Consider the following 18,748-nt stretch of genomic DNA (forward strand, 5'->3'; position numbering starts at 1 on the left):
TGGCTGGCACTGAGTGCCGAGAGCTCTCCCCAAGCGTGGCACTCGGGGATATCGTGCTGCTGCCGTCCCGGTTTGGGTGACCGCCGACCGCTCGGGGCATCACAGGGATGACTGCCCCGGACCGCGAGTTCTCGCACACGACCGCGGATCCGCTTGACGAACGCCCATTTCTGACCCCCGGCACATGGTTGTCGTCCCCCGCGCACCATCTGTCGCACAGACCACGAGGAGCCGCCTGATGTCCGACTTCGTACCCGGGCTTGAGGGAGTCGTCGCGTTCGAGACGGAGATCGCAGAACCGGACAAGGAGGGCGGTGCCCTCAGGTACCGGGGTGTCGACATCGAGGACCTCGTCGGTCACGTCTCCTTCGGCAATGTGTGGGGTCTGCTCGTCGACGGCGCCTTCAACCCCGGTCTGCCGCCCGCCGAGCCGTTCCCGATTCCGGTGCACTCGGGTGACATCCGCGTGGACGTCCAGTCGGCGCTGGCGATGCTCGCGCCGGTGTGGGGCCTGAGGCCGCTGCTGGACATCGACGTCGAGGAGGCCCGCCACGACCTGGCCCGGGCCGCGGTCATGGCCCTGTCGTACGTGGCCCAGTCGGCCCGCGGGCAGGGCCTGCCGATGGTGCCGCAGCGAGAGATCGACAAGGCGCACTCCGTCGTGGAGCGGTTCATGATCCGCTGGCGGGGCGAGCCGGACCCCAAGCACGTGGCCGCCGTGGACGCCTACTGGACGTCCGCCGCCGAGCACGGCATGAACGCCTCCACGTTCACCGCCCGCGTCATCGCCTCCACCGGAGCCGACGTGGCGGCCGCCCTGTCGGGCGCGGTGGGCGCCATGTCCGGCCCGCTGCACGGCGGCGCGCCCTCCCGGGTCCTCGGCATGATCGAGGAGATCGAGCGGACCGGGGACGCCGAGCGGTACGTCAAACAGGCGCTGGACCGGGGCGAGCGGCTGATGGGCTTCGGGCACCGGGTGTACCGGGCCGAGGACCCGCGCGCGCGGGTGCTGCGCCGGACCGCCCGGGAGCTGGGCGCGCCGCGGTTCGAGATCGCGGAGGCGCTGGAGAAGGCGGCCCTCGAGGAGCTGCACAACCGCCGGCCCGACCGGGTGCTCGCCACCAACGTGGAGTTCTGGGCGGCGATCATGCTGGACTTCGCCGAGGTGCCGGCGCACATGTTCACGTCGATGTTCACCTGTGCCCGTACGGCGGGGTGGTCGGCGCACATTCTCGAGCAGAAGCGGACGGGGCGGCTGGTGCGGCCCTCCGCCCGGTATGTGGGGCCGGGGCCGCGCAGCCCGCAGGAGATCGAGGGCTACGCGGACATCGCCCACTGATCGCCTTGCGCAGGGGGCGCGAGCGTCTGCGGCACCGTCGCGGCCGGCCGCGCCCACGCGGCCGAGCCGCACAGTGATACCGCCTCGCGCCCCTGAGCGGCGTCGATCACACCGGGGCCGGCAAGCCGGCGTGATGTCGTTCCGCCACCAGCGGGTGGGCCCTCAGTTTGCCCTTCAGCTCGTTGTAGCCGTACTCGGCGAACAGCGGGTTGTCCGGGTCGTCGGTGATGCCGGGGGCGGTGGACGCGTGCGGGAAGGGCAGCGGCTCGACCCGGGCGTCCAGGCGCGGGTTGTAGAAGAACGGCACGGAGAACCGCTCGGTGGCACCGGGCGGGCTGACCACGCGGTGGTTGGTGGCCACGAGGTAGCCGTTGGTCGCCACCTCCAGTAGTTCGCCGAGGTTGACGACGAAGGCACCGTCGATCGGCGGCACGTCGTGGAAGAGCCCGTCCTCGCGCTGCACCTGCAGTCCGCCGACCCGGTCCTGCAGCAGCAGCGTCAGGAACCCGTAGTCCTTGTGGGCGCCCACGCCCTGGTCGGTGCCGTCGGCCGCGCTGCCCGGGTAGCGGACGAGCTTGAGGTGCGGGTGGGCGTGCGCGCCGAAGACGGGGTCGTAGAAGCGGGCCGGGGCGCCGATCGCGGTCAGCAGCTCGTGCAGCAGCTTCTCGGCGACCGCGCTGAGCCGGTCGATCCAGGTCAGCGCGGCGGTGCGCAGCTCGGGCAGGGCGGCCGGCCACTGGTTGGGGCCCTGGAGCCACCAGTAGGCGGGCTCGCCCGGTCCGGGGACGCGGGCGGGCCGCTCGGCCCCTATGTCGAGCTGGTCGCGCCAGTCGCGGGCACCGGCGGTGCGCTCGTCGCCGGTGCGCGTGTAGCCGCGGAAGTGCGGCGAGTTGACGTTGTCCAGGGCGAGGCGGTCGGCCTCGGGGAGCTGGAAGAAGGCGTGCATGGCGCCGAGCAGCGCGTTGGTCTCGGCCTGGGTGACGCCGTGCCCGACGAGCTGGAAGAAGCCGACGTCGTGGGCGGCGCTGTGCAACTGCGCGTGGAGCAGCGCGCGGGCCTGGGGGCCGCGGTCGGCGGCCGACAGGTCGATGATCGGGAGCTGATCGTACGACGGGGTCGTCGCAGGGTGCGTCGTCATGGATGCGTCCACAGGGTGTGTGGGCCACGGGCAGGCCGCCGAGGGTGGGGCGGCGCCCAGAATGCCGCAAGAAAGGTGAGAAGAAAGGGGCTGATTCAGGCCGAAAGCCGACAGCCCATGCTCGTGACGCGCACGTAGTCCACGTGGCGGCGTCGCACGAGCATCGGAGGCATGCGGACAGGTTACTGCGCGGGCCGGTGTTGGGATGTGGCCCGGTTCACGGTGCGCCGGACGTTCAGCGCAGCGCCTGGTCCAGAAGCGTCGCCCACTGCGTGACGACCCGCTCGCGCCGGGCCCCGTCATCGGTGAGGAGGTTGGCCAGGCCGAGGCCCCGTGCCATGTCGAGCAGGCCCTGCACGGCCTCCCGCACGCCCGGGCGGGATTCGTCGGCGCCGAGGAGTTCGACCGCGATCCGGTGGGTCTCGCGGCCGACGCGGGCCTCCAGTTCGGTCACGCGCGGGCGCAGTTGTTCCTCGTTGGAGGCGGCCACCCACAGCTGCAGGGCGGCGCGGAAGAGGGGGCCGGTGTAGAGGTCGGCCAGGGCGGACACCACGGCCCGCCGGTCTCCGGCCGCGCCCTGCGGGAAGAGGGCGCGCAGCGCGGTGGAGCGTTCTTCGGCGACGTACTCGACGGCTGCCGTGAAGAGGTCCTCGCGGGTGGGGAAGTGGTGCTGGGCCGCGCCGCGGGAGACACCGGCGCGTTCGGCGACGACCAGGACCGTGGAGCCCGCCCAGCCGTGTTCGGCGAGGCAGGCCACTGCGGCTTCCAGGAGCCGCTGCCGGGTGGCCCGGCTGCGGTCCTGTTTGGGGACGCGTTCCACGCGGTCCTCTGTGGTCACACCACCCATTCCGGATCCCGTCGTTCGAGGAAGGCCGTCATGCCCTCGCGCGCCTGCGCGGAGGCGAACAGCCGGGCCGAGAGCGCGGTCAGGTCGGCCGCGTCCCGGTCGAAGGCTTCCAGCACCCTAGCCGTGAGCAGCCGTTTCGTCTCGGCCAGGCCTTGTGGCGAGGAGCGGCGCAGCCCGTCGAGGACGGGCCCCAGTACGGCGTCGACGTCGTCGCCGGAGGCGGTCACCAGGCCGATCCGGGCGGCTTCGGCCGCGTCGAAGCGTTCCCCGGTGAGGTAGTAGCGGGCCAGGGCGCGCGGGTCGGTGCGGGGCAGCAGGGGCAGCGAGATGACCGCGGGGGCCACGCCGATGCGCACCTCGGTGAACGCGAACGTGGCCGTACTCGACGCGGCCGTGATGTCGCAGGCGGCCAGCAGTCCGAGGCCGCCCGCGCGCACATGGCCGGTGACCCGGGCGACGACCGGTTTGCCGAGCTCGACGATCTGCCGCAGCAGGCCGACCAGCGCGTCCGGCTGGGGCGGATCGCGCAGGTCGGCGCCCGCGCAGAAGGTGTTCCCGGTGTGGGTGAGGACGACCGCGCGGACGTCGCCGTCCTTGGCGCAGCCGGTCAGCGCGTCCGCCAGCTCGCCGACGAGGGCCGCCGACAGCGCGTTGCGGTTGTCCGTCGAGTCGAGGCTGAGTGTCTCGACGGCACGCGCGCGCGTGCGTCCGATCAACGTCGTCACCGCTCCCCCGGTTCCGGCTGCTGCTTCTCCCCGAGGTCCCTGAGCTCCCGGCGCAGGATCTTGCCGGAGGCGGCGCGGGGCACCGCGTCGACGAAGGTGACCTGCCGGACCCGTTTGTAGGGGGCGACGCGCTCGGCGACGTACATCATGACCTCTCCCTCCGAGAGGCCGGTGGCGGCCGGCTGGCGCACCACGTAGGCGTGCGGGACCTCGTTGCCGTCGTCGTTGTAGACGCCGATGACGGCCGCGTCGGCGATGCCCGGATGGGTGAGCAGGAGGGCCTCCAGTTCCGCTGGCGCCACCTGGAAGCCCTTGTACTTGATGAGTTCCTTGACCCGGTCGACGACGAACAGCCACCCGTCGCGATCCACGTGGCCCACGTCCCCGGTGTGCAGCCAGCCGTCGGCGTCGATCATCGCGGCGGTGGCGTCGGGCCGGCCCAGGTAGCCCTTCATGACCTGGGGTCCGCGGATATGGATCTCCCCGGCCTCGCCCGGACCGAGGTCCGTGCCGGGGTCGGACAGGGAGACGAGGCGCATCTCGGTACCGGGGATCAGCCTGCCGACCGTGCCCGGGGGCGCCTCGCGCATGGCGTCCAGCGGCACGATGTGGGTGCAGGGCGACAGTTCCGTCATGCCGTACCCCTGGCCGACGGGCGGCAGCCCGAGGCGCCTGGCGCAGGCCTGGGCGAGTGTGGCGTCCAGGGGCGCGGCGGAGCTGATGATGTACTTCAGGGACGACAGGTCGTACTGGGCGACGGCCGGGTGCTTGGCCAGGGCCAGCACGATCGGCGGGGCCACGTACAGGCCCGTGATGCGGTGCTTCTGGATCGCCGCGAGGAAGGTCTCCAGTTCGAAGCGGGGCAGGACGACCACGGTGGCCCCCTTCCGCAGGGGCGCGTTCATCAGCGCGGTCAGCCCGTAGATGTGGAAGAAGGGCAGTACGGCGAGGATCCGGTCGCCCGGGCCGTTCGAGACCACCGGTTCGAGCTGGGCGAGGTTGGTGGCGATCTGGCGGTGGGTGAGCATCACGCCCTTGGGGACGCCGGTGGTGCCCGACGAGTACGGCAGGGCCGCCACGTCCTCCCCCGGGTCGATGGCGACCGCCGGCTCCGGCGCGGCGGAGGCGAGCATGTCTATCAGCGACCGGTGCCCGGGTGCGGTGTCGCAGACGAATATCTCCTCGACGCCGCCCGCGAGTTCGGCGGCCCGGCGCGCGCCCTGAAGCAGCGGCGAGACGGTGACGATCCAGCGGGCCGCCGAGTCCTTCAGCTGCTTGGCGAACTCCTCGGGGGTGGCCAGCGGGTGCACGGTGGTGACCGAGGCACCCGCGCGGGTGGCGGCGTAGAAGGCCGGCGGGAAGGAGATCGTGTTCGGGCTGTGCAGGGCCAGGACGTCGCCCTTGCGCACGCCTGCCTCGGCGAGCGCGGCGGCGATCCGCCGGTGGAAGCGGTCCACCTGGTCGTACGTGAGGGTGGTGCCGTCGGTGCCGTCGACCAGTGCGGGCACCTCGCCGAACTCGGCGGCCCGGCCCAGCACGGCCTCGTGGATGGGCAGTTCGACGGCCGGGACGTCTGCGTACTCGCTGCGGAACACGGTTCCTCCTCGCACGGCGGTGTTCGCCCGGTGTGCGTACGGGGGCCGGAATACGGCCTAGTACGACTTGGGCAGGCCCAGGGTCTGGTGGGAGACGTAGTTGAGAATCATCTCCCGGCTCACCGGAGCAATACGAGCCACGCGTGCGGCGGTTATCAACGAGGCGAGTCCGAATTCGCGCGTGAGGCCGTTGCCGCCGAGGGTGTGCACGGCCTGGTCGACGGCCCTGACACAGGCCTCCCCGGCGGCGTACTTGGCCATGTTGGCGGCCTCCCCGGCGCCCATGTCGTCGCCCGCGTCATACAGATGGGCCGCCTTCTGCATCATCAGGCGGGCGAGTTCGAGGTCGATGTGCGCCTGGGCGAGGGGGTGGGCGATGGCCTGGTGGGAGCCGATGGGGGCCTTCCACACGGTGCGGTCGCGGGCGTACTCGATCGCCCGGGACAGCGCGTACCGGCCCATGCCGACGGCGAACGCGGCCGTCATGATCCGCTCGGGGTTCAGGCCGGCGAACAGCTGCAGCAGACCCGCGTCCTCGTCGCCGACCAGCGCGTCGGCGGGCAGCCGTACGTCGTCCAGCACCAGCTCGAACTGCTTCTCCGCGGCGTTCAGTTCCATGTCTACGGGCCGCCGCTGGAAGCCGTCCGCGTCGCGCGGCACGATGAACAGGCACGGCTTGAGACGGCCCGTGCGGGCGTCCTCGGTGCGGCCGACGATGAGCACCGCGTCGGCGATGTCGACGCCGGAGATGAACACCTTGCGGCCGGTCAGCAGCCAGTCGGCGCCGTCGCGGCGGGCGGTGGTGGTGATGCGGTGGGAGTTGGAGCCCGCGTCGGGTTCGGTGATGCCGAAGGCCATGGTGCGGGTGCCGTCGGCTATTCCGGGGAGCCAGGTCCGTTTCTGTGCCTCGGTGCCGAAACGGGCGATGACCGTGCCGCAGATGGCCGGGGAGACGACCAGCATGAGCAGGGGGCAGCCCGCGGCGCCGAGTTCTTCGAGGACGATGGAGAGTTCGGCGACGCCGCCGCCTCCGCCGCCGTACTCCTCGGGGAGGTTGACCCCGAGGTAGCCGAGTTTGCCTGCCTCGGCCCAGAGTTCGTGGGGGTGGCGGCCCTCCTTGACGACGCCGGTCAGGTACTCGCGGCCGTAGCGCTTGCCGAGGGCGGACACGGCGGACCGGAGGGCCTTGTGCTCTTCGGATTCGATGACGGGGCTCATTGTCGTCTCCCGAGTGCGAGTGGTGTGTGGTTGCCCGCGCAGTTCCCCGCGCCCCTCAGGTCTCCTGGACGACCGCCAGGAGCGCACCGACCTCCACCTGCTGGCCGGGGTCGGCGTGCAGGGCGGTGACGGTTCCGGTGACCGGGGCCGTGATCTTGTGTTCCATCTTCATCGCCTCCAGCCACAGCAGGGGCTCCCCGGCCCGTACGGCGGCGCCCACCGCCAGGCCGTCCGCCACCCGTACGACCGTGCCGGGCATGGGGGCCAGCAGTGAGCCGGGGGCGCGTTGGGCCGTGGGGTCGGGGAAGCGGGGCAGCGCGATGAGGGCGGCCGGTCCCACGTACACCTGGTCGCCGTGGCGGGCCACCTCGAACCTGCGCTGTACGCCGTCCACTTCCAGGACGACGAGACCGGCGTCGGCGTGCACGATGCGCACCCCGTCCGCGTCGGCGACGAGGCCCTCGCGGGTGTGCCGGTAGCGGACCTCGTGCTCCTCCCCCGCCATGACGTACCGCTTGATCTGCGGCTGGGACGGCACGTTGCGCCAGCCGCCGAACCGGGAGCGGCCGTGGGCGTCGGCGAGCGCGGCGGCCAGCGGGGCACAGGGGTCGGGGGCGGGTTCGGTCAGGGCGGCGAGGTGGCGGTCGTAGAAGCCGGTGTCCATGTGGCCGCTTCGGAACTCCTCGTGCCGCAGCGAGCGGACGAGGAGGTCGCGGTTGGTCACCGGGCCGTGGATCGCCGCTCGTTGCAGGGCACCGGCGAGCTTGCGGATCGCCTCCGCCCGGGTGGGGGCGTGGGCGACGGCCTTGGCGAGCATCGGGTCGTAGTGGACGCCGATCGGGTCGCCGTCGGCGTAGCCGGTGTCCAGGCGGACCCCTTCGGGGAAGGCGAGGCGGTGCAGGGTGCCGGTCTGCGGGGCCCAGTCCCGGGCCGGGTCCTCGGCGTACAGACGTGCCTCGATCGCGTGGCCACGCGCGCGTGGCGGCTCGGCGTCGAGGGCGTGCCCCTCGGCGACCCGGATCTGCAGGGCGACCAGGTCGATGCCGAACACGGCCTCGGTCACGGGGTGTTCGACCTGGAGACGGGTGTTCATCTCCAGGAAGTGCGACCTGCCGTCGGCCACCAGGAACTCGACGGTGCCGGCGCCGACGTAGTCGACGGCACGGGCGGCCCGTACGGCCAGCTCGTGCAGTTCCCGTTCCAGCCCGGCGGCCAGTCCGGGCGCCGGGGCCTCCTCGATCACCTTCTGGTGGCGCCGCTGCAGGGAGCAGTCGCGGGTGCCGAGCGCCCACACGGTGCCGTGGGTGTCGGCGAGGATCTGCACCTCGACGTGACGTCCGCCCTCGACGTACGGCTCGACGAAGACCTCGCCGTCGCCGAAGGCGCTCGCCGCCTCCGCGCGGGCGGCCGCCAGCTCCGTCTCCAGGTCGGCGAGGCGCCGTACCACCCGCATTCCGCGCCCGCCGCCGCCCGCGGCCGCCTTCACCAGCACGGGCAGGTCGGCCTCGGTCACCTCGTGCAGCGGATCGAGGCCCATCAGCTGCTTGGCCCGGGTCTTGGACGCCATGGCCTCGATGGCGCCCGGTGGGGGTCCGATCCACACCAGGCCGGCGTCCAGCACGGCGCGGGCGAAGCCGGCGTTCTCGGACAGGAACCCGTACCCCGGGTGCACGGCGTCCGCGCCCGCCGCGACCGCCGCCTTCACGATCAGGTCGCCGCGCAGATACGTCTCGGCGGGCGACGACCCCGGCAGCCGTACCGCGGTGTCGGCCACGCGCGCGTGGAGCGCGTTCCCGTCGGCGTCCGAGTGCACGGCGACCGTCCGGATCCCCGCTTCGGCACACGTGCGGAAGACGCGGCAGGCGATCTCGCCGCGGTTGGCGACGAGCACAGAAGTGATCACTGGAAGTGTCCTCGCATCCGTCATGGCCGTCACATCCGGAAGACGCCGAAGCCACCGCGCGCCCCCTGGTAGGGCGCGGTGTGGACGGCCGACAGGCACAGGCCGAGGACGGTGCGGGTGTCGCGCGGGTCGATCACCCCGTCGTCGTACAGCCGCCCGGACAGGAACATGGGCAGGGACTCGGACTCGATCTGCTGCTCCACCATGGCGCGCAGCGCGGCGTCCGCGTCCTCGTCGTACGGCTGTCCCTTCGCGGCGGCCGACTGCCGGGCCACGATGGACAGCACGCCCGCGAGCTGCTGCGGGCCCATGACGGCGGACTTGGCGCTGGGCCAGGCGAACAGGAAGCGCGGGTCGTAGGCGCGCCCGCACATGCCGTAGTGACCGGCCCCGTACGACGCCCCCATGAGCACCGACAGGTGCGGGACCCGGCTGTTGGACACCGCGTTGATCATCATCGCGCCGTGCTTGATGATGCCGCCCTGCTCGTACTCCCGGCCGACCATGTAGCCCGTGGTGTTGTGCAGGAACAGCAGCGGGACGTCCCGCTGGTTGGCGAGCTGGATGAACTGGGCGGCCTTCTGCGACTCCGCGCTGAACAGCACACCCTGCGCGTTGGCCAGGATGCCGACCGGGTAGCCGTGCAGGCTCGCCCAGCCGGTGACGAGACTCGTCCCGTACAGCGGCTTGAACTCGTCGAAGTCGGAGGCGTCGACGATCCGGGCGATCACCTCGCGCGGGTCGAAGGGGGTCTTCAGGTCGCCGGGGACGATGCCCAGGAGCTCGTCCCCGTCGTACTTGGGAGGGACGGCCGGGCCGGGATCGCCGTACGCCTTGCGGTGGTTGAGGCGGGCGACCACCCGGCGTGCCTGGCGCAACGCGTCCTGCTCGTCGACGGCGAAGTAGTCGGCGAGACCCGACACGCGCGCGTGCATCTCGGCGCCGCCCAGGGACTCGTCGTCGCTCTCCTCACCGGTGGCCATCTTCACCAGTGGCGGCCCGCCGAGGAACACCTTCGCCCGCTCCTTGACCATGATCACGTGGTCGGACATGCCGGGGATGTAGGCGCCCCCGGCGGTGGAGTTCCCGAAGACGACGGCGACGGTGGGGATCCGGGCGGCGGACAGCCGGGTCAGGTCCCGGAAGATGGCGCCGCCGGGGATGAAGATCTCCTTCTGCGAGGGCAGGTCCGCGCCCCCGGACTCGACGAGGCTGATGCAGGGCAGCCGGTTGGCGAGCGCGATGTCGTTGGCCCTCAGGGCCTTCTTCAGGCTCCAGGGGTTGCTGGCGCCGCCGCGCACGGTCGGGTCGTTGGCGGTGACGAGGCACTCCACGCCCTCGACGACCCCGATGCCGGTGACCAGGGAGGCGCCGACGGGGTGGTCGCTGCCCCAGGCGGCGAGCGGTGACAGCTCCAGGAAGGGCGTGTCCGGGTCGAGGAGCAGCTCGATGCGCTCACGGGCGAGCAGCTTGCCGCGCCGCCGGTGCCGTTCGACGTACTTCGTGCCGCCGCCCGCGAGGGCCTTGGCGTGCTCGGCGTCGAGGTCGGCGAGCTTGGCGAGCATGGTCTCGCGGTTCGCCCGGTAGTCCTGGCCGTTGATGTCCAGGGCGGAGGAGAGGACGGTCACAGGAGTGCCTCCGGGATGTCCAGACGGCGGGAGCGCAGCCATTCGCCGAGGGCCTTGGCCTGCGGATCGAAGCGGCGCTGGGCGGCGACGCCCTCGCCGAGGATGCCCTCGACGACGAAGTTGAGGGCGCGCAGGTTGGGCAGGAGGTGGCGGGTGACGGGCAGCTCGCGGCTTTCGGGCAGGAGCTGCCGGAACCGCTCGGCCGTCAGCTCGTGGGCGAGCCACCGCCAGGCCTCGTCCGTGCGCGCCCAGACACCCACGTTGGCGTTCCCGCCCTTGTCACCGCTGCGGGCGCCGGCGACCAGGCCGAGGGGGGCGCGGCGCGTGGGGCCCGGCGGGAGGGGGCCCGGCAGGGACGGCTGCGGTACGTCAGTGAGTACGACGGTGTCGTGAGGCGCGGCCACATGGACGCGCCGCCCGTCATCGAGCACCGCCACCTGGTCGACGGCCCCATGGGGGACGTACACATCCTCGAAGACCCCATAGGGCGCGCCCTTCCCCGGTGGGGCCGGCACATGGAAGCCGGGGTAACTGGCCAGCGCCAGCTCGATCGCGGCCCCGCTCAGCGCACGCCCGACGACCTCCTGGTCCGGGTCCCGCACGACGAGCCGCAACAGCGCGCTCGCCGTCTCCTCGGTGTCCGCGTCGGCCCGGTCGGTGCGGACCAGCTCCCACCGGACCTCGGCGGGCGGTGACTTGGACAGCGCGCCGCTCATCTGTTCCCGCACGAGCGCGGCCTTGGCCTCGATGTCGAGCCCCGTCAGCACGAAGACGACCTCGTTGCGGAAGCCGCCGAGCCGGTTGAGCCCGACCTTGAGCGTGGGCGGCGGGGCTTCCCCGCGCACCCCGTCGATACGCACCCGGTCGGGGCCGTCCTGGGTGAGCCGCACGGTGTCGAGGCGGGCGGTCACGTCGGGCCCGGCGTACCGGGAACCGGCCGTCTCGTACAGCAGCTGAGCGGTGACCGTACCGACATCCACGAAGCCGCCGGTGCCGGGATGCTTGGTGATGACGCAGCTGCCGTCGTCGTGGATCTCGGCGAGCGGGAAGCCGGGCCGCCGTACGTCGCCGTCCCCGAAGAAGGCGTAGTTGCCGCCGGTGGCCTGCGTCCCGCACTCCAGGACGTGCCCGGCGACGACGGCGCCCGCGAGCCGGTCGTACTCCCCCGGCTGCCAGCCGAAGTGGGCGGCGGCGGGCCCGGTGACGAGGGCCGCGTCGGTCACCCGACCGGTGACCACGATGTCCGCGCCCGCCCGCAGGCACTCCGCGATGCCGAAGCCGCCGAGGTAGGCGTGGGCGGCGAGGACGCCCTTGGGGGTCCCCCCTGGTCGGGCGGAGTCGAGACCATCGAGACCTTGGGGGAGCGCGGCGGTGAGGTCGTCGCCCTCGACGTGGGCGACGCGGACCGGGATGCCGAGCCGGTCGGCCAGTTTCCGTACGGCGTCGGCGAGTCCGGCCGGGTTGAGGCCACCGGCGTTCGTCACGATCTTGACGGACCGCTCGTGCGCGAGCCCGAGACACTCCTCCAGCTGCCGCAGAAAGGTGCGGGCGTATCCGGCGGCGGGGTCCTTCAGCCGGTCCCGCCCCAGGATCAGCATGGTCAGCTCGGCGAGATAGTCGCCGGTGAGAACGTCCAGCTCACCGCCGGTGAGCATCTCGCGCATGGCGTCGAAGCGGTCGCCGTAGAAGCCGGAGGCGTTGCCGATGCGCAGGGTCACTCGGCGTCCCCCTTCGGGGAACGTCCGCTGCCGGGCGGTCCCGCGAAGGCCTGGGCGATGTCGAGCCAGCGGTCGGCGTCCGGCCCCTCGGCGCGTACGGCGAGGTCGGCGCGGTGGGCGCGCTGGGTGACCAGGAGGCAGAAGTCGAGGGCGGGGCCGGTGACGCGCTGGGGTGCGTCTTCGGGACCGTAGGTCCATGTGCCGCCTGAGGGCGCCTGGACTTCCACCCGGAACTCCTCGCCGGGCACGGGCAGCCCATGCGCGCCGAAGGCGAAGTCCCGTGCGCGGACCCCGATGCGGACCACATGCCTCAGCCGGTCGGTGGGGGTGCGGACCACACCGAGTGAGTCGGCCACGTCCTGGCCGTGGGCCCAGGTCTCCATCAGCCGGCCGGTGGCCATGGAGGCGGCGGACATGGGTGGCCCGTACCAGGGGAAGCGGGCGCCGGGCGCGGACTGGCGCAGGGCCCGGTCGAGGGCGGCCCGTCCCTCGCGCCACTGCGCCAGCAGTTCACCGGGCGGCAGCTGGGCTCCCGCCTCGGCGCCCTCGTCCACGAACGTCCCGGGTGCGGTGAGGGCCTTCTCGATCAGGCCCTGGAAGGCGTCGGCGTCGGTGACGGCGAGGAGGGCGGAGCGGTCGGTCCAGGCGAGGTGGGCGATCTGGTGGGCGATGGTCCACTTGGGCGCCGGGGTCGGGAGCGCCCACTGTGCCGGGCTCAACTCGGCCACGAGCCGGTCGAGTTCTTCGCTTTCGTCACGCAGATCGTCGAACACGGGCGTCGGATCGGACATGGGGGGAGCATGGCAGCGGCCCCGGAAACAATCAAGCACGCTTGCATGAATTTGTTTTCCACAACCTGTCACCCGTCTGCGCACGTCTCGCTACTCTCGGTGACTGGAGGTGGTTGGCATGCGAGGCCGCGAACTCGACCCGAGCGCGTCACCCTTGGACTACTACGGCCATGAGCTGCGCAGGGCCCGGGAGGCGGCGGGGCTCACGTTGGCGCAACCGGGCTCGATCGTCTTCTGCACGGCCTCGCTCGTCGGCCGGATCGAGACGGCGGCGAGGGTGCCCCAACGGGAATTCTCCGAGCGGGTGGACGTGGCTTTGAGGACGGATGGGTTGTTCTCCCGGCTGGTGGGGCTGGTTTTGCGGAACCAGTTGCCCAGTTGGTTTCAACCGTATGCGGAGATGGAGGCCAAGGCGGCGTACATCTCCACCTACCAGGCACAGTTGGTGTATGGGCTGCTCCAGACCGAGGCATGCGCCCGCGCGGTGCTCGGCACGCGGGACGAGGGCAATCTCGACGCCAAGGTGGCTGCGCGGCTTGACCGGCAGCGCATCCTGGACCGTGACAAACCGCCGGTGGCACTTCGTGTCCCAGTCGACCGGTTGCCGCTGCCGGGGACCGAGGGGCATCGCCGACTCCAATCCCAGCGCGTCTCATCCTGCCGCAGGATCAGTCAGGAAGCAGACGCCTGCGTCGGCTTCCCCCGCCGCACCTGCGCGCGCACCGCTCCCATGCTTGCCGCGATGACCAGGGTGATGGCGAGGGCCTCGGTGGGTGCGAGGGACTGGCCGAGGACGAGGAAGCCGGCTGTGGCGGCGATCGCCGGTTCCAGGCTCATGAGGATGGCGAAGGTGGGGGCGGGCAGGCGGCGCAGGGCGAGGAGTTCGAGGGTGTAGGGGAGGACGGAGGAGAGCAGCGCCACCGCCGCGCCGAGCGCGAACGTCGTCGGGTTGACGAGCCGCGCGCCCGACTCGGCGATCCCCAGCGGCAGGAACAGCACCGCCCCGACCGCCATGGCCAGCGCGAGTCCGTCGGCCTGGGGGAAGCGTCGGCCCGTACGGGCGCTGAAGACGATGTACGCCGCCCACATGGCGCCCGCGCCCAGCGCGAAGGCGACACCGGCGGGGTCGAGGCCGCTGAAGCCCCCGCCGCCGAGAAGGAAGACCCCGGTGAGGGCGAGTGCGGCCCAGACGAGGTTGAGCGCGCGCCGTGAGGCCAGGACCGACAGCGCCAGCGGGCCGAGGACTTCGAGGGTGACGGCCGGGCCCAGCGGGATGCGGGCGACCGCCTGGTAGAAGAGGCCGTTCATCGCGGCCATGGTGATGCCGAAGACGACGACCGTGCCCCAGTCGCTGCGGGAGTGCCCGCGCAACCGTGGCCGGCAGACCAGGAGCAGCACGACCGCGGCGACCAGCAGCCGCAGGCTCACCACGCCGAGCGCCCCGGCCCGTGGCATCAGCGTCACGGCGAGGGCTCCGCCGAACTGGACCGAGATTCCCCCGGCCAGCACCAGCCCGACCGGCCCGAGCGAACCGAACCGGTGCGGGGCACGCGGGGACGTCGGCGTCACGGACGTCGAGGAAGCTGCACTGGAGGTGCTGACGGTACTCACGGGCGGTCCTGTGGCTGAATCGGATCGATCATGTACATCTCCATGTACTACCGAGTCCAGGGTAGTGGACTTCGTCAGGAGTGTGCACCCTTGATGGAACTGGCCAGCACCTCCGCCAGGTGCCGTCCCCGCACTCCCGCGAGTTGCTCCAGCTGGGTGCGGCAGGAGAAGCCGTCCGCCAGGACCACCGCCTCCTGCGCGGCCTGCCGCACCGACGGCAGGAGCTGTTCCTCCGCGCACGCTCTCGACACCTCCCAGTGGCCCCGCTCGAAGCCGAAGTTCCCGGCCAGTCCGCAGCAGCCGCCGGACAGTTCGCCGGTCAGGCCCGCCGCCGCGCGCAGGCGGCGCTCGGCCGCGTCGCCGAGGACCGCGTGCTGGTGGCAGTGGGTCTGCCCGACGACGGGGCGGTCCAGTCGGGGCGGAGACCAGTGGGGGGCGTGACGCTCCAGGGTTTCCGCGAGGGTCAGGACGCGGTCGGCCAGGCGGCGGGCGCGCGGGTCGTCGGGCAGCAGCTCCGGCAGGTCGGCGCGGAGTGCGGCGGCGCAGCTCGGTTCGAGGACGACGACCGGGGCGGCGGTCTCCAGCACCGGTTCCATCAGGTCGAGGGTGCGGCGCAGCACCGCGCGGGCCCGGTCGAGCTGGCCCGTCGAGACGTACGTCAGCCCGCAGCAGACCCGGCCCCGGGCCCGCAGCACGGACAGGGGGTTCACCAGGCGCGACCTGCCGTCGCCCACCGGGAACCGGCGCGGCCGCAGGGTCGGCGGGAGCGCCACCCTCAGCCCGGCCGCCTCCAGTACGCGTACGGCCGCGCGTCCCACCGAGGGTGCGAGGTACTCGGTGAAGGTGTCCGGCCAGAGGACGACCAGGTCGCCGGTGCGGTCGTCCGGGCCCTGCCGCCGTCCGCGCCACCACCGGCTGAACGGCCGCGCCGCGAGCCGCGGGACGGACCGCTCGGGCGCGATCCCGCCCAGCCGTTTGGCCGCCGAGGCCAGTGGGCGCGCCGCGGCCAGCGCGTTGACCACCGGCGCCGTGTGCGTGCGGGCCACCCAGCGCAGCCACACCGGCAGCCACCCCATCGAGTAGTGCGCGGCCGGGCGGCGCCGCCCGGCGTAGTGGTGGTGCAGGAACTCCGCCTTGTAGGTGGCCATGTCGACCTCGACCGGGCAGTCGGACCGGCACCCCTTGCACGACAGACACAGATCGAGCGCGTCGCGCACCTCCGCCGACCGCCACCCGCCGGTCACCAGCTCACCCGCGAGCATCTCGTGCAGCAGCCGGGCACGCCCGCGCGTGGAGTGCCTCTCCTCGCCGGTCACCCGGAACGACGGGCACATCACCGCGGGCCCGGACACCGTCGTCGTACGGCACTTGGCGACCCCGACGCACCGGCGCACCGCCGCCGAGAAGTCCCCGCCGTCGCCCGGGTAGCCGAAGCCCGCCGCCGAAGGGTCCACGGGCTCGCGCGGCAGCACGGAGAAGCGGAGGTTCGCGTCCAGGGGCGCGGGCCGGACCAGCATGCCCGGGTTGAGCACGTCGTCCGGGTCCCACACGCCCTTCGCCCGCTCGAAGAGGGCGACCGTCTCCTCGCCGTACATCCTCGGCAGCAGTTCCGCGCGGGCCTGCCCGTCCCCGTGCTCCCCGGACAGTGAGCCGCCGTGCGCCACCACCAGGCCGGCGAGGTCCTCGGAGAACCGCCGGAACCGGCCGATCCCCGGCACGGTCATCAGGTCGAAGTCGATACGGACGTGGATGCAGCCGTCGCCGAAGTGCCCGTACGGCGTGCCGCGCAGCCCGTGATCGGCCAGCAGCGCCCGGAAGTCCCGCAGGTACGCGCCGAGCCTGGCCGGTGGCACCGCGCAGTCCTCCCAGCCGGGCCACGCCTCGGTGCCGTCCGGCAGCCGCGTCGCCGTACCGCTGGCGTCCTCCCGGATCCGCCACAGCGCGCGCTGCCCGGCCGGATCCGTCACCACCCGGGCGTCCACGGCGTCGGCCGCGCGCACGATCGCCTCCGCACGCGCGCGTGCCTCACCCGCCGACTCCCCGCCGGTCTCCACGAACAGCCAGGCGTCGCCCCCGGGCAGCGCGGTCGCGGACGGGACGAGATCCCGCGCCATCCCCTCGACCGTGAGCGGGCCGTACGGCAGCAGCCCGGCCGCGGCCTCGGCGGCGGCGCTCTCGTCGGCGTACCCCAGCACGGCCAGGGCCCGCGCGCGGGGGGCCCGGACCAGGCCTACGACCGCCTCGGTCAGCACGCCCCAGGTGCCCTCCGAACCGCAGAAGGAGCGGGCAACATCCGCGCCCCGCTCCGGCAGGAGCGCGTCCAGCGCATACCCGGAGATACGGCGGGGCAGCCGCGGAAAGCCGGTCCGCAGCCGGGCCAGCTCGCCCTCCACGAGCTCCCGCAGGCCTTCCGGAGCCCCGGCCCACCCCTGTCCGAGCCGCAGCCGCTGCCCGCGTGCGGTGACCACCGACAGCTCCCGCACGCTGTCCGCGGTGGTGCCCCACGCCACCGAGTGCGAGCCGCACGAGTTGTTGCCGATCATCCCGCCGAGCGTGCACCGGCTGTGCGTGGAGGGGTCGGGCCCGAAGCACAGCCCGTGCGGTGCGGCGGCCTCCTGAAGCCGGTCCAGCACCAGCCCCGGCTGGACCACGGCCACTCCCGCCTCGGGGTCGAGCGACAGCACGCGGTTCATGTGCCGGGTGAAGTCCAGGACCACCCCGGTCCCCGTCGCCTGCCCCGCGATCGACGTCCCCCCGCCGCGCGCCACCACCGGCACCCCGCGCGCCCGGCACACCTCAAGGACCGCCGCCACGTCGTCAACATCCCGTGGAGCCACCACCCCCAACGGGACACGCCGGTAGTTCGACGCGTCCATCGTCACCAGCGCCCGGGACGTCACATCGAAACCCACCTCGCCCCGGACGGCTCCCCGCAGCTCCGCCGCCAGATCCGTCATGCGTCCAGGATGCATCCGGCCACTGACAGTGACGGAGCCGGCGTGACGTCGTAGATCCTCACAAGTCCACGGGCCGGAGGGGTCGTCTCATCGAACGGACACGTTTCCGTCCGGTTTCACCGAAGAGATACCCTCCGCCTCGTGGCTGAGATCCAGATTCCCTCTGACATCAAGCCCGCGGACGGTCGTTTCGGCGCGGGTCCCTCCAAGGTGCGGACGGAGGCGCTGGACGCCCTCGCCGCGACCGGCACGTCCCTGCTCGGCACCTCCCACCGCCAGGCCCCCGTCAAGAACCTGGTCGGCAGGGTCCGCGAGGGCATCAGCGAGCTGTTCCAACTGCCCGACGGGTACGAAGTGATCCTCGGCAACGGCGGCTCCACCGCCTTCTGGGACATCGCGACCCACGGACTGATCGAGAACAGGTCGCAGCACCTGAGCTTCGGCGAGTTCAGCTCGAAGTTCGCCAAGGCGGCCAAGCTCGCCCCCTGGCTCGCCGACCCCAGCGTCATCTCCGCCGATCCGGGCACCCACCCGGAGGCGGAGGCGGAGGCGGGCGTCGACGTCTACGCCTTCACCCACAACGAGACCTCGACCGGCGTCGCCATGCCCATCAAGCGGGTGGCCGGTGCCGACGAGGGCGCCCTGGTCCTGGTGGACGCCACCTCCGGTGCCGGCGGCCTCCCGGTGGACGTCGCCGAGACCGACGTCTACTACTTCGCGCCGCAGAAGTCCTTCGCCTCCGACGGCGGCCTGTGGATCGGCGTGTTCAGCCCGGCCGCGATCGAGCGCGCCGAGCGCGTCCACGCCTCCGGCCGCCACGTCCCGGAGTTCTTCTCGCTGCCCACGGCGATCGACAACTCCCGCAAGAACCAGACGTACAACACCCCGGCCCTCGCCACCCTCTTCCTGCTCAACGAGCAGCTGGAGTGGATCAACGGCCAGGGCGGCCTGGACTGGGCGGTCCGCCGCACCGCCACGTCCGCCCGCACGCTGTACGGCTGGGCCGAGGACGTCAAGTTCGCCACCCCGTTCGTCGCCGACCCGGCCAAGCGTTCGCAGGTCATCGGCACGATCGACTTCTCGGACGAGATCGACGCCGCCGCCGTCGCCAAGGTCCTGCGCGCCAACGGCATCGTCGACACCGAGCCCTACCGCAAACTCGGCCGCAACCAGCTGCGCGTCGCCATGTTCCCGGCGATCGACCCGGCGGACGTCGAGGCACTGACGAAGTGCGTCGACTACGTGATCGAGAAGCTGTAACCGCCTCGTCAACCGCCT

The 18,748-nt window shown here is 72.5% G+C and carries 13 protein-coding genes and 1 pseudogene; 3 read left to right on the forward strand and 11 right to left on the reverse strand.

Annotation, left to right across the window (positions count from 1 at the left end; translation table 11 throughout):
• Window positions 1–238: 238 nt before the first annotated feature.
• Window positions 239–1,339, forward strand: coding sequence for a citrate synthase 2 (locus AB0A61_RS23655; RefSeq protein ID WP_361295484.1), 1,101 nt, complete (start codon window positions 239–241; stop codon window positions 1,337–1,339).
• 106 nt (window positions 1,340–1,445) lie between these two features.
• On the opposite strand, the gene AB0A61_RS23660 is transcribed toward AB0A61_RS23655, so the two are convergent.
• The 9 genes from AB0A61_RS23660 to AB0A61_RS23700 all read right to left on the reverse strand — a co-directional run bounded on the left by AB0A61_RS23660 (window position 1,446) and on the right by AB0A61_RS23700 (window position 12,902).
• Window positions 1,446–2,477, reverse strand: a complete 1,032-nt coding sequence (locus AB0A61_RS23660) for a 2-oxoglutarate and iron-dependent oxygenase domain-containing protein (protein WP_361295487.1) — start codon at window positions 2,475–2,477, stop codon at window positions 1,446–1,448.
• A gap of 235 nt (window positions 2,478–2,712) precedes the next feature.
• Window positions 2,713–3,324: a TetR/AcrR family transcriptional regulator gene (locus AB0A61_RS23665; RefSeq protein ID WP_361295490.1), complete on the reverse strand. Its 612-nt coding sequence runs from the start codon at window positions 3,322–3,324 to the stop codon at window positions 2,713–2,715.
• Complete coding sequence (locus AB0A61_RS23670) at window positions 3,312–4,049, reverse strand: enoyl-CoA hydratase family protein (protein ID WP_361295493.1); 738 nt, start codon at window positions 4,047–4,049, stop codon at window positions 3,312–3,314. Before AB0A61_RS23670 ends, AB0A61_RS23665 begins: the two co-directional genes overlap by 13 nt.
• Window positions 4,046–5,644, reverse strand: a complete 1,599-nt coding sequence (locus tag AB0A61_RS23675) for a 4-coumarate--CoA ligase family protein (protein ID WP_361295496.1) — start codon at window positions 5,642–5,644, stop codon at window positions 4,046–4,048. The genes AB0A61_RS23670 and AB0A61_RS23675 overlap by 4 nt, the downstream gene beginning before the upstream one ends.
• 57 nt (window positions 5,645–5,701) lie before the next feature.
• Window positions 5,702–6,862, reverse strand: coding sequence for an acyl-CoA dehydrogenase family protein (locus AB0A61_RS23680; protein WP_361295499.1), 1,161 nt, complete (start codon window positions 6,860–6,862; stop codon window positions 5,702–5,704).
• A 55-nt stretch (window positions 6,863–6,917) separates the two neighbouring features.
• On the reverse strand, window positions 6,918–8,765 hold the full coding sequence (locus tag AB0A61_RS23685) for a biotin carboxylase N-terminal domain-containing protein (protein WP_361295502.1): 1,848 nt from the start codon (window positions 8,763–8,765) through the stop codon (window positions 6,918–6,920).
• A gap of 29 nt (window positions 8,766–8,794) precedes the next feature.
• Entirely contained in the window at window positions 8,795–10,393 is a 1,599-nt protein-coding gene (locus AB0A61_RS23690; protein WP_361295505.1) for a carboxyl transferase domain-containing protein, read from the reverse strand.
• Window positions 10,390–12,111, reverse strand: coding sequence for an acyclic terpene utilization AtuA family protein (locus AB0A61_RS23695; RefSeq protein ID WP_361295508.1), 1,722 nt, complete (start codon window positions 12,109–12,111; stop codon window positions 10,390–10,392). Before AB0A61_RS23695 ends, AB0A61_RS23690 begins: the two co-directional genes overlap by 4 nt.
• Window positions 12,108–12,902, reverse strand: coding sequence for a TIGR03084 family metal-binding protein (locus tag AB0A61_RS23700; RefSeq protein WP_361295511.1), 795 nt, complete (start codon window positions 12,900–12,902; stop codon window positions 12,108–12,110). The genes AB0A61_RS23695 and AB0A61_RS23700 overlap by 4 nt, the downstream gene beginning before the upstream one ends.
• Window positions 12,903–13,020: 118 nt before the next feature.
• Between AB0A61_RS23700 and AB0A61_RS23705 the strand changes: the two are divergent.
• A pseudogene (locus AB0A61_RS23705) lies at window positions 13,021–13,482 on the forward strand (Scr1 family TA system antitoxin-like transcriptional regulator); the annotation flags it as partial.
• 92 nt (window positions 13,483–13,574) lie between these two features.
• Here AB0A61_RS23705 and AB0A61_RS23710 read toward each other — a convergent pair.
• Window positions 13,575–14,471, reverse strand: a complete 897-nt coding sequence (locus tag AB0A61_RS23710; RefSeq protein WP_361295807.1) for an EamA family transporter — start codon at window positions 14,469–14,471, stop codon at window positions 13,575–13,577.
• Window positions 14,472–14,587: 116 nt separating this feature from the next.
• The gene (locus AB0A61_RS23715; RefSeq protein WP_361295514.1) at window positions 14,588–17,470 is read right to left on the reverse strand and encodes an FAD-binding and (Fe-S)-binding domain-containing protein; all 2,883 of its coding nucleotides are present in this window, start codon (window positions 17,468–17,470) and stop codon (window positions 14,588–14,590) included.
• Window positions 17,471–17,611: 141 nt separating this feature from the next.
• Here AB0A61_RS23715 and serC point away from each other — a divergent pair, with 141 nt between their 5' ends.
• Window positions 17,612–18,730: a phosphoserine transaminase gene (serC, locus tag AB0A61_RS23720; protein WP_361295517.1), complete on the forward strand. Its 1,119-nt coding sequence runs from the start codon at window positions 17,612–17,614 to the stop codon at window positions 18,728–18,730.
• Window positions 18,731–18,748: the final 18 nt, after the last annotated feature.

Source organism: Streptomyces sp. NPDC046197 (assembly GCF_040646295.1).
Lineage (GTDB): Bacteria > Actinomycetota > Actinomycetes > Streptomycetales > Streptomycetaceae > Streptomyces.

Coding starts and splice junctions, on each gene's coding strand:
- AB0A61_RS23660 (WP_361295487.1), bottom strand. CDS start 2,477: ATGACGACGCACCCTGCGACGACCCCGTCGTACGATCAGCTCCCGATC.
- AB0A61_RS23680 (WP_361295499.1), bottom strand. CDS start 6,862: ATGAGCCCCGTCATCGAATCCGAAGAGCACAAGGCCCTCCGGTCCGCC.
- AB0A61_RS23700 (WP_361295511.1), bottom strand. CDS start 12,902: ATGTCCGATCCGACGCCCGTGTTCGACGATCTGCGTGACGAAAGCGAA.
- AB0A61_RS23655 (WP_361295484.1), top strand. CDS start 239: ATGTCCGACTTCGTACCCGGGCTTGAGGGAGTCGTCGCGTTCGAGACG.
- AB0A61_RS23665 (WP_361295490.1), bottom strand. CDS start 3,324: ATGGGTGGTGTGACCACAGAGGACCGCGTGGAACGCGTCCCCAAACAG.
- AB0A61_RS23715 (WP_361295514.1), bottom strand. CDS start 17,470: ATGACGGATCTGGCGGCGGAGCTGCGGGGAGCCGTCCGGGGCGAGGTG.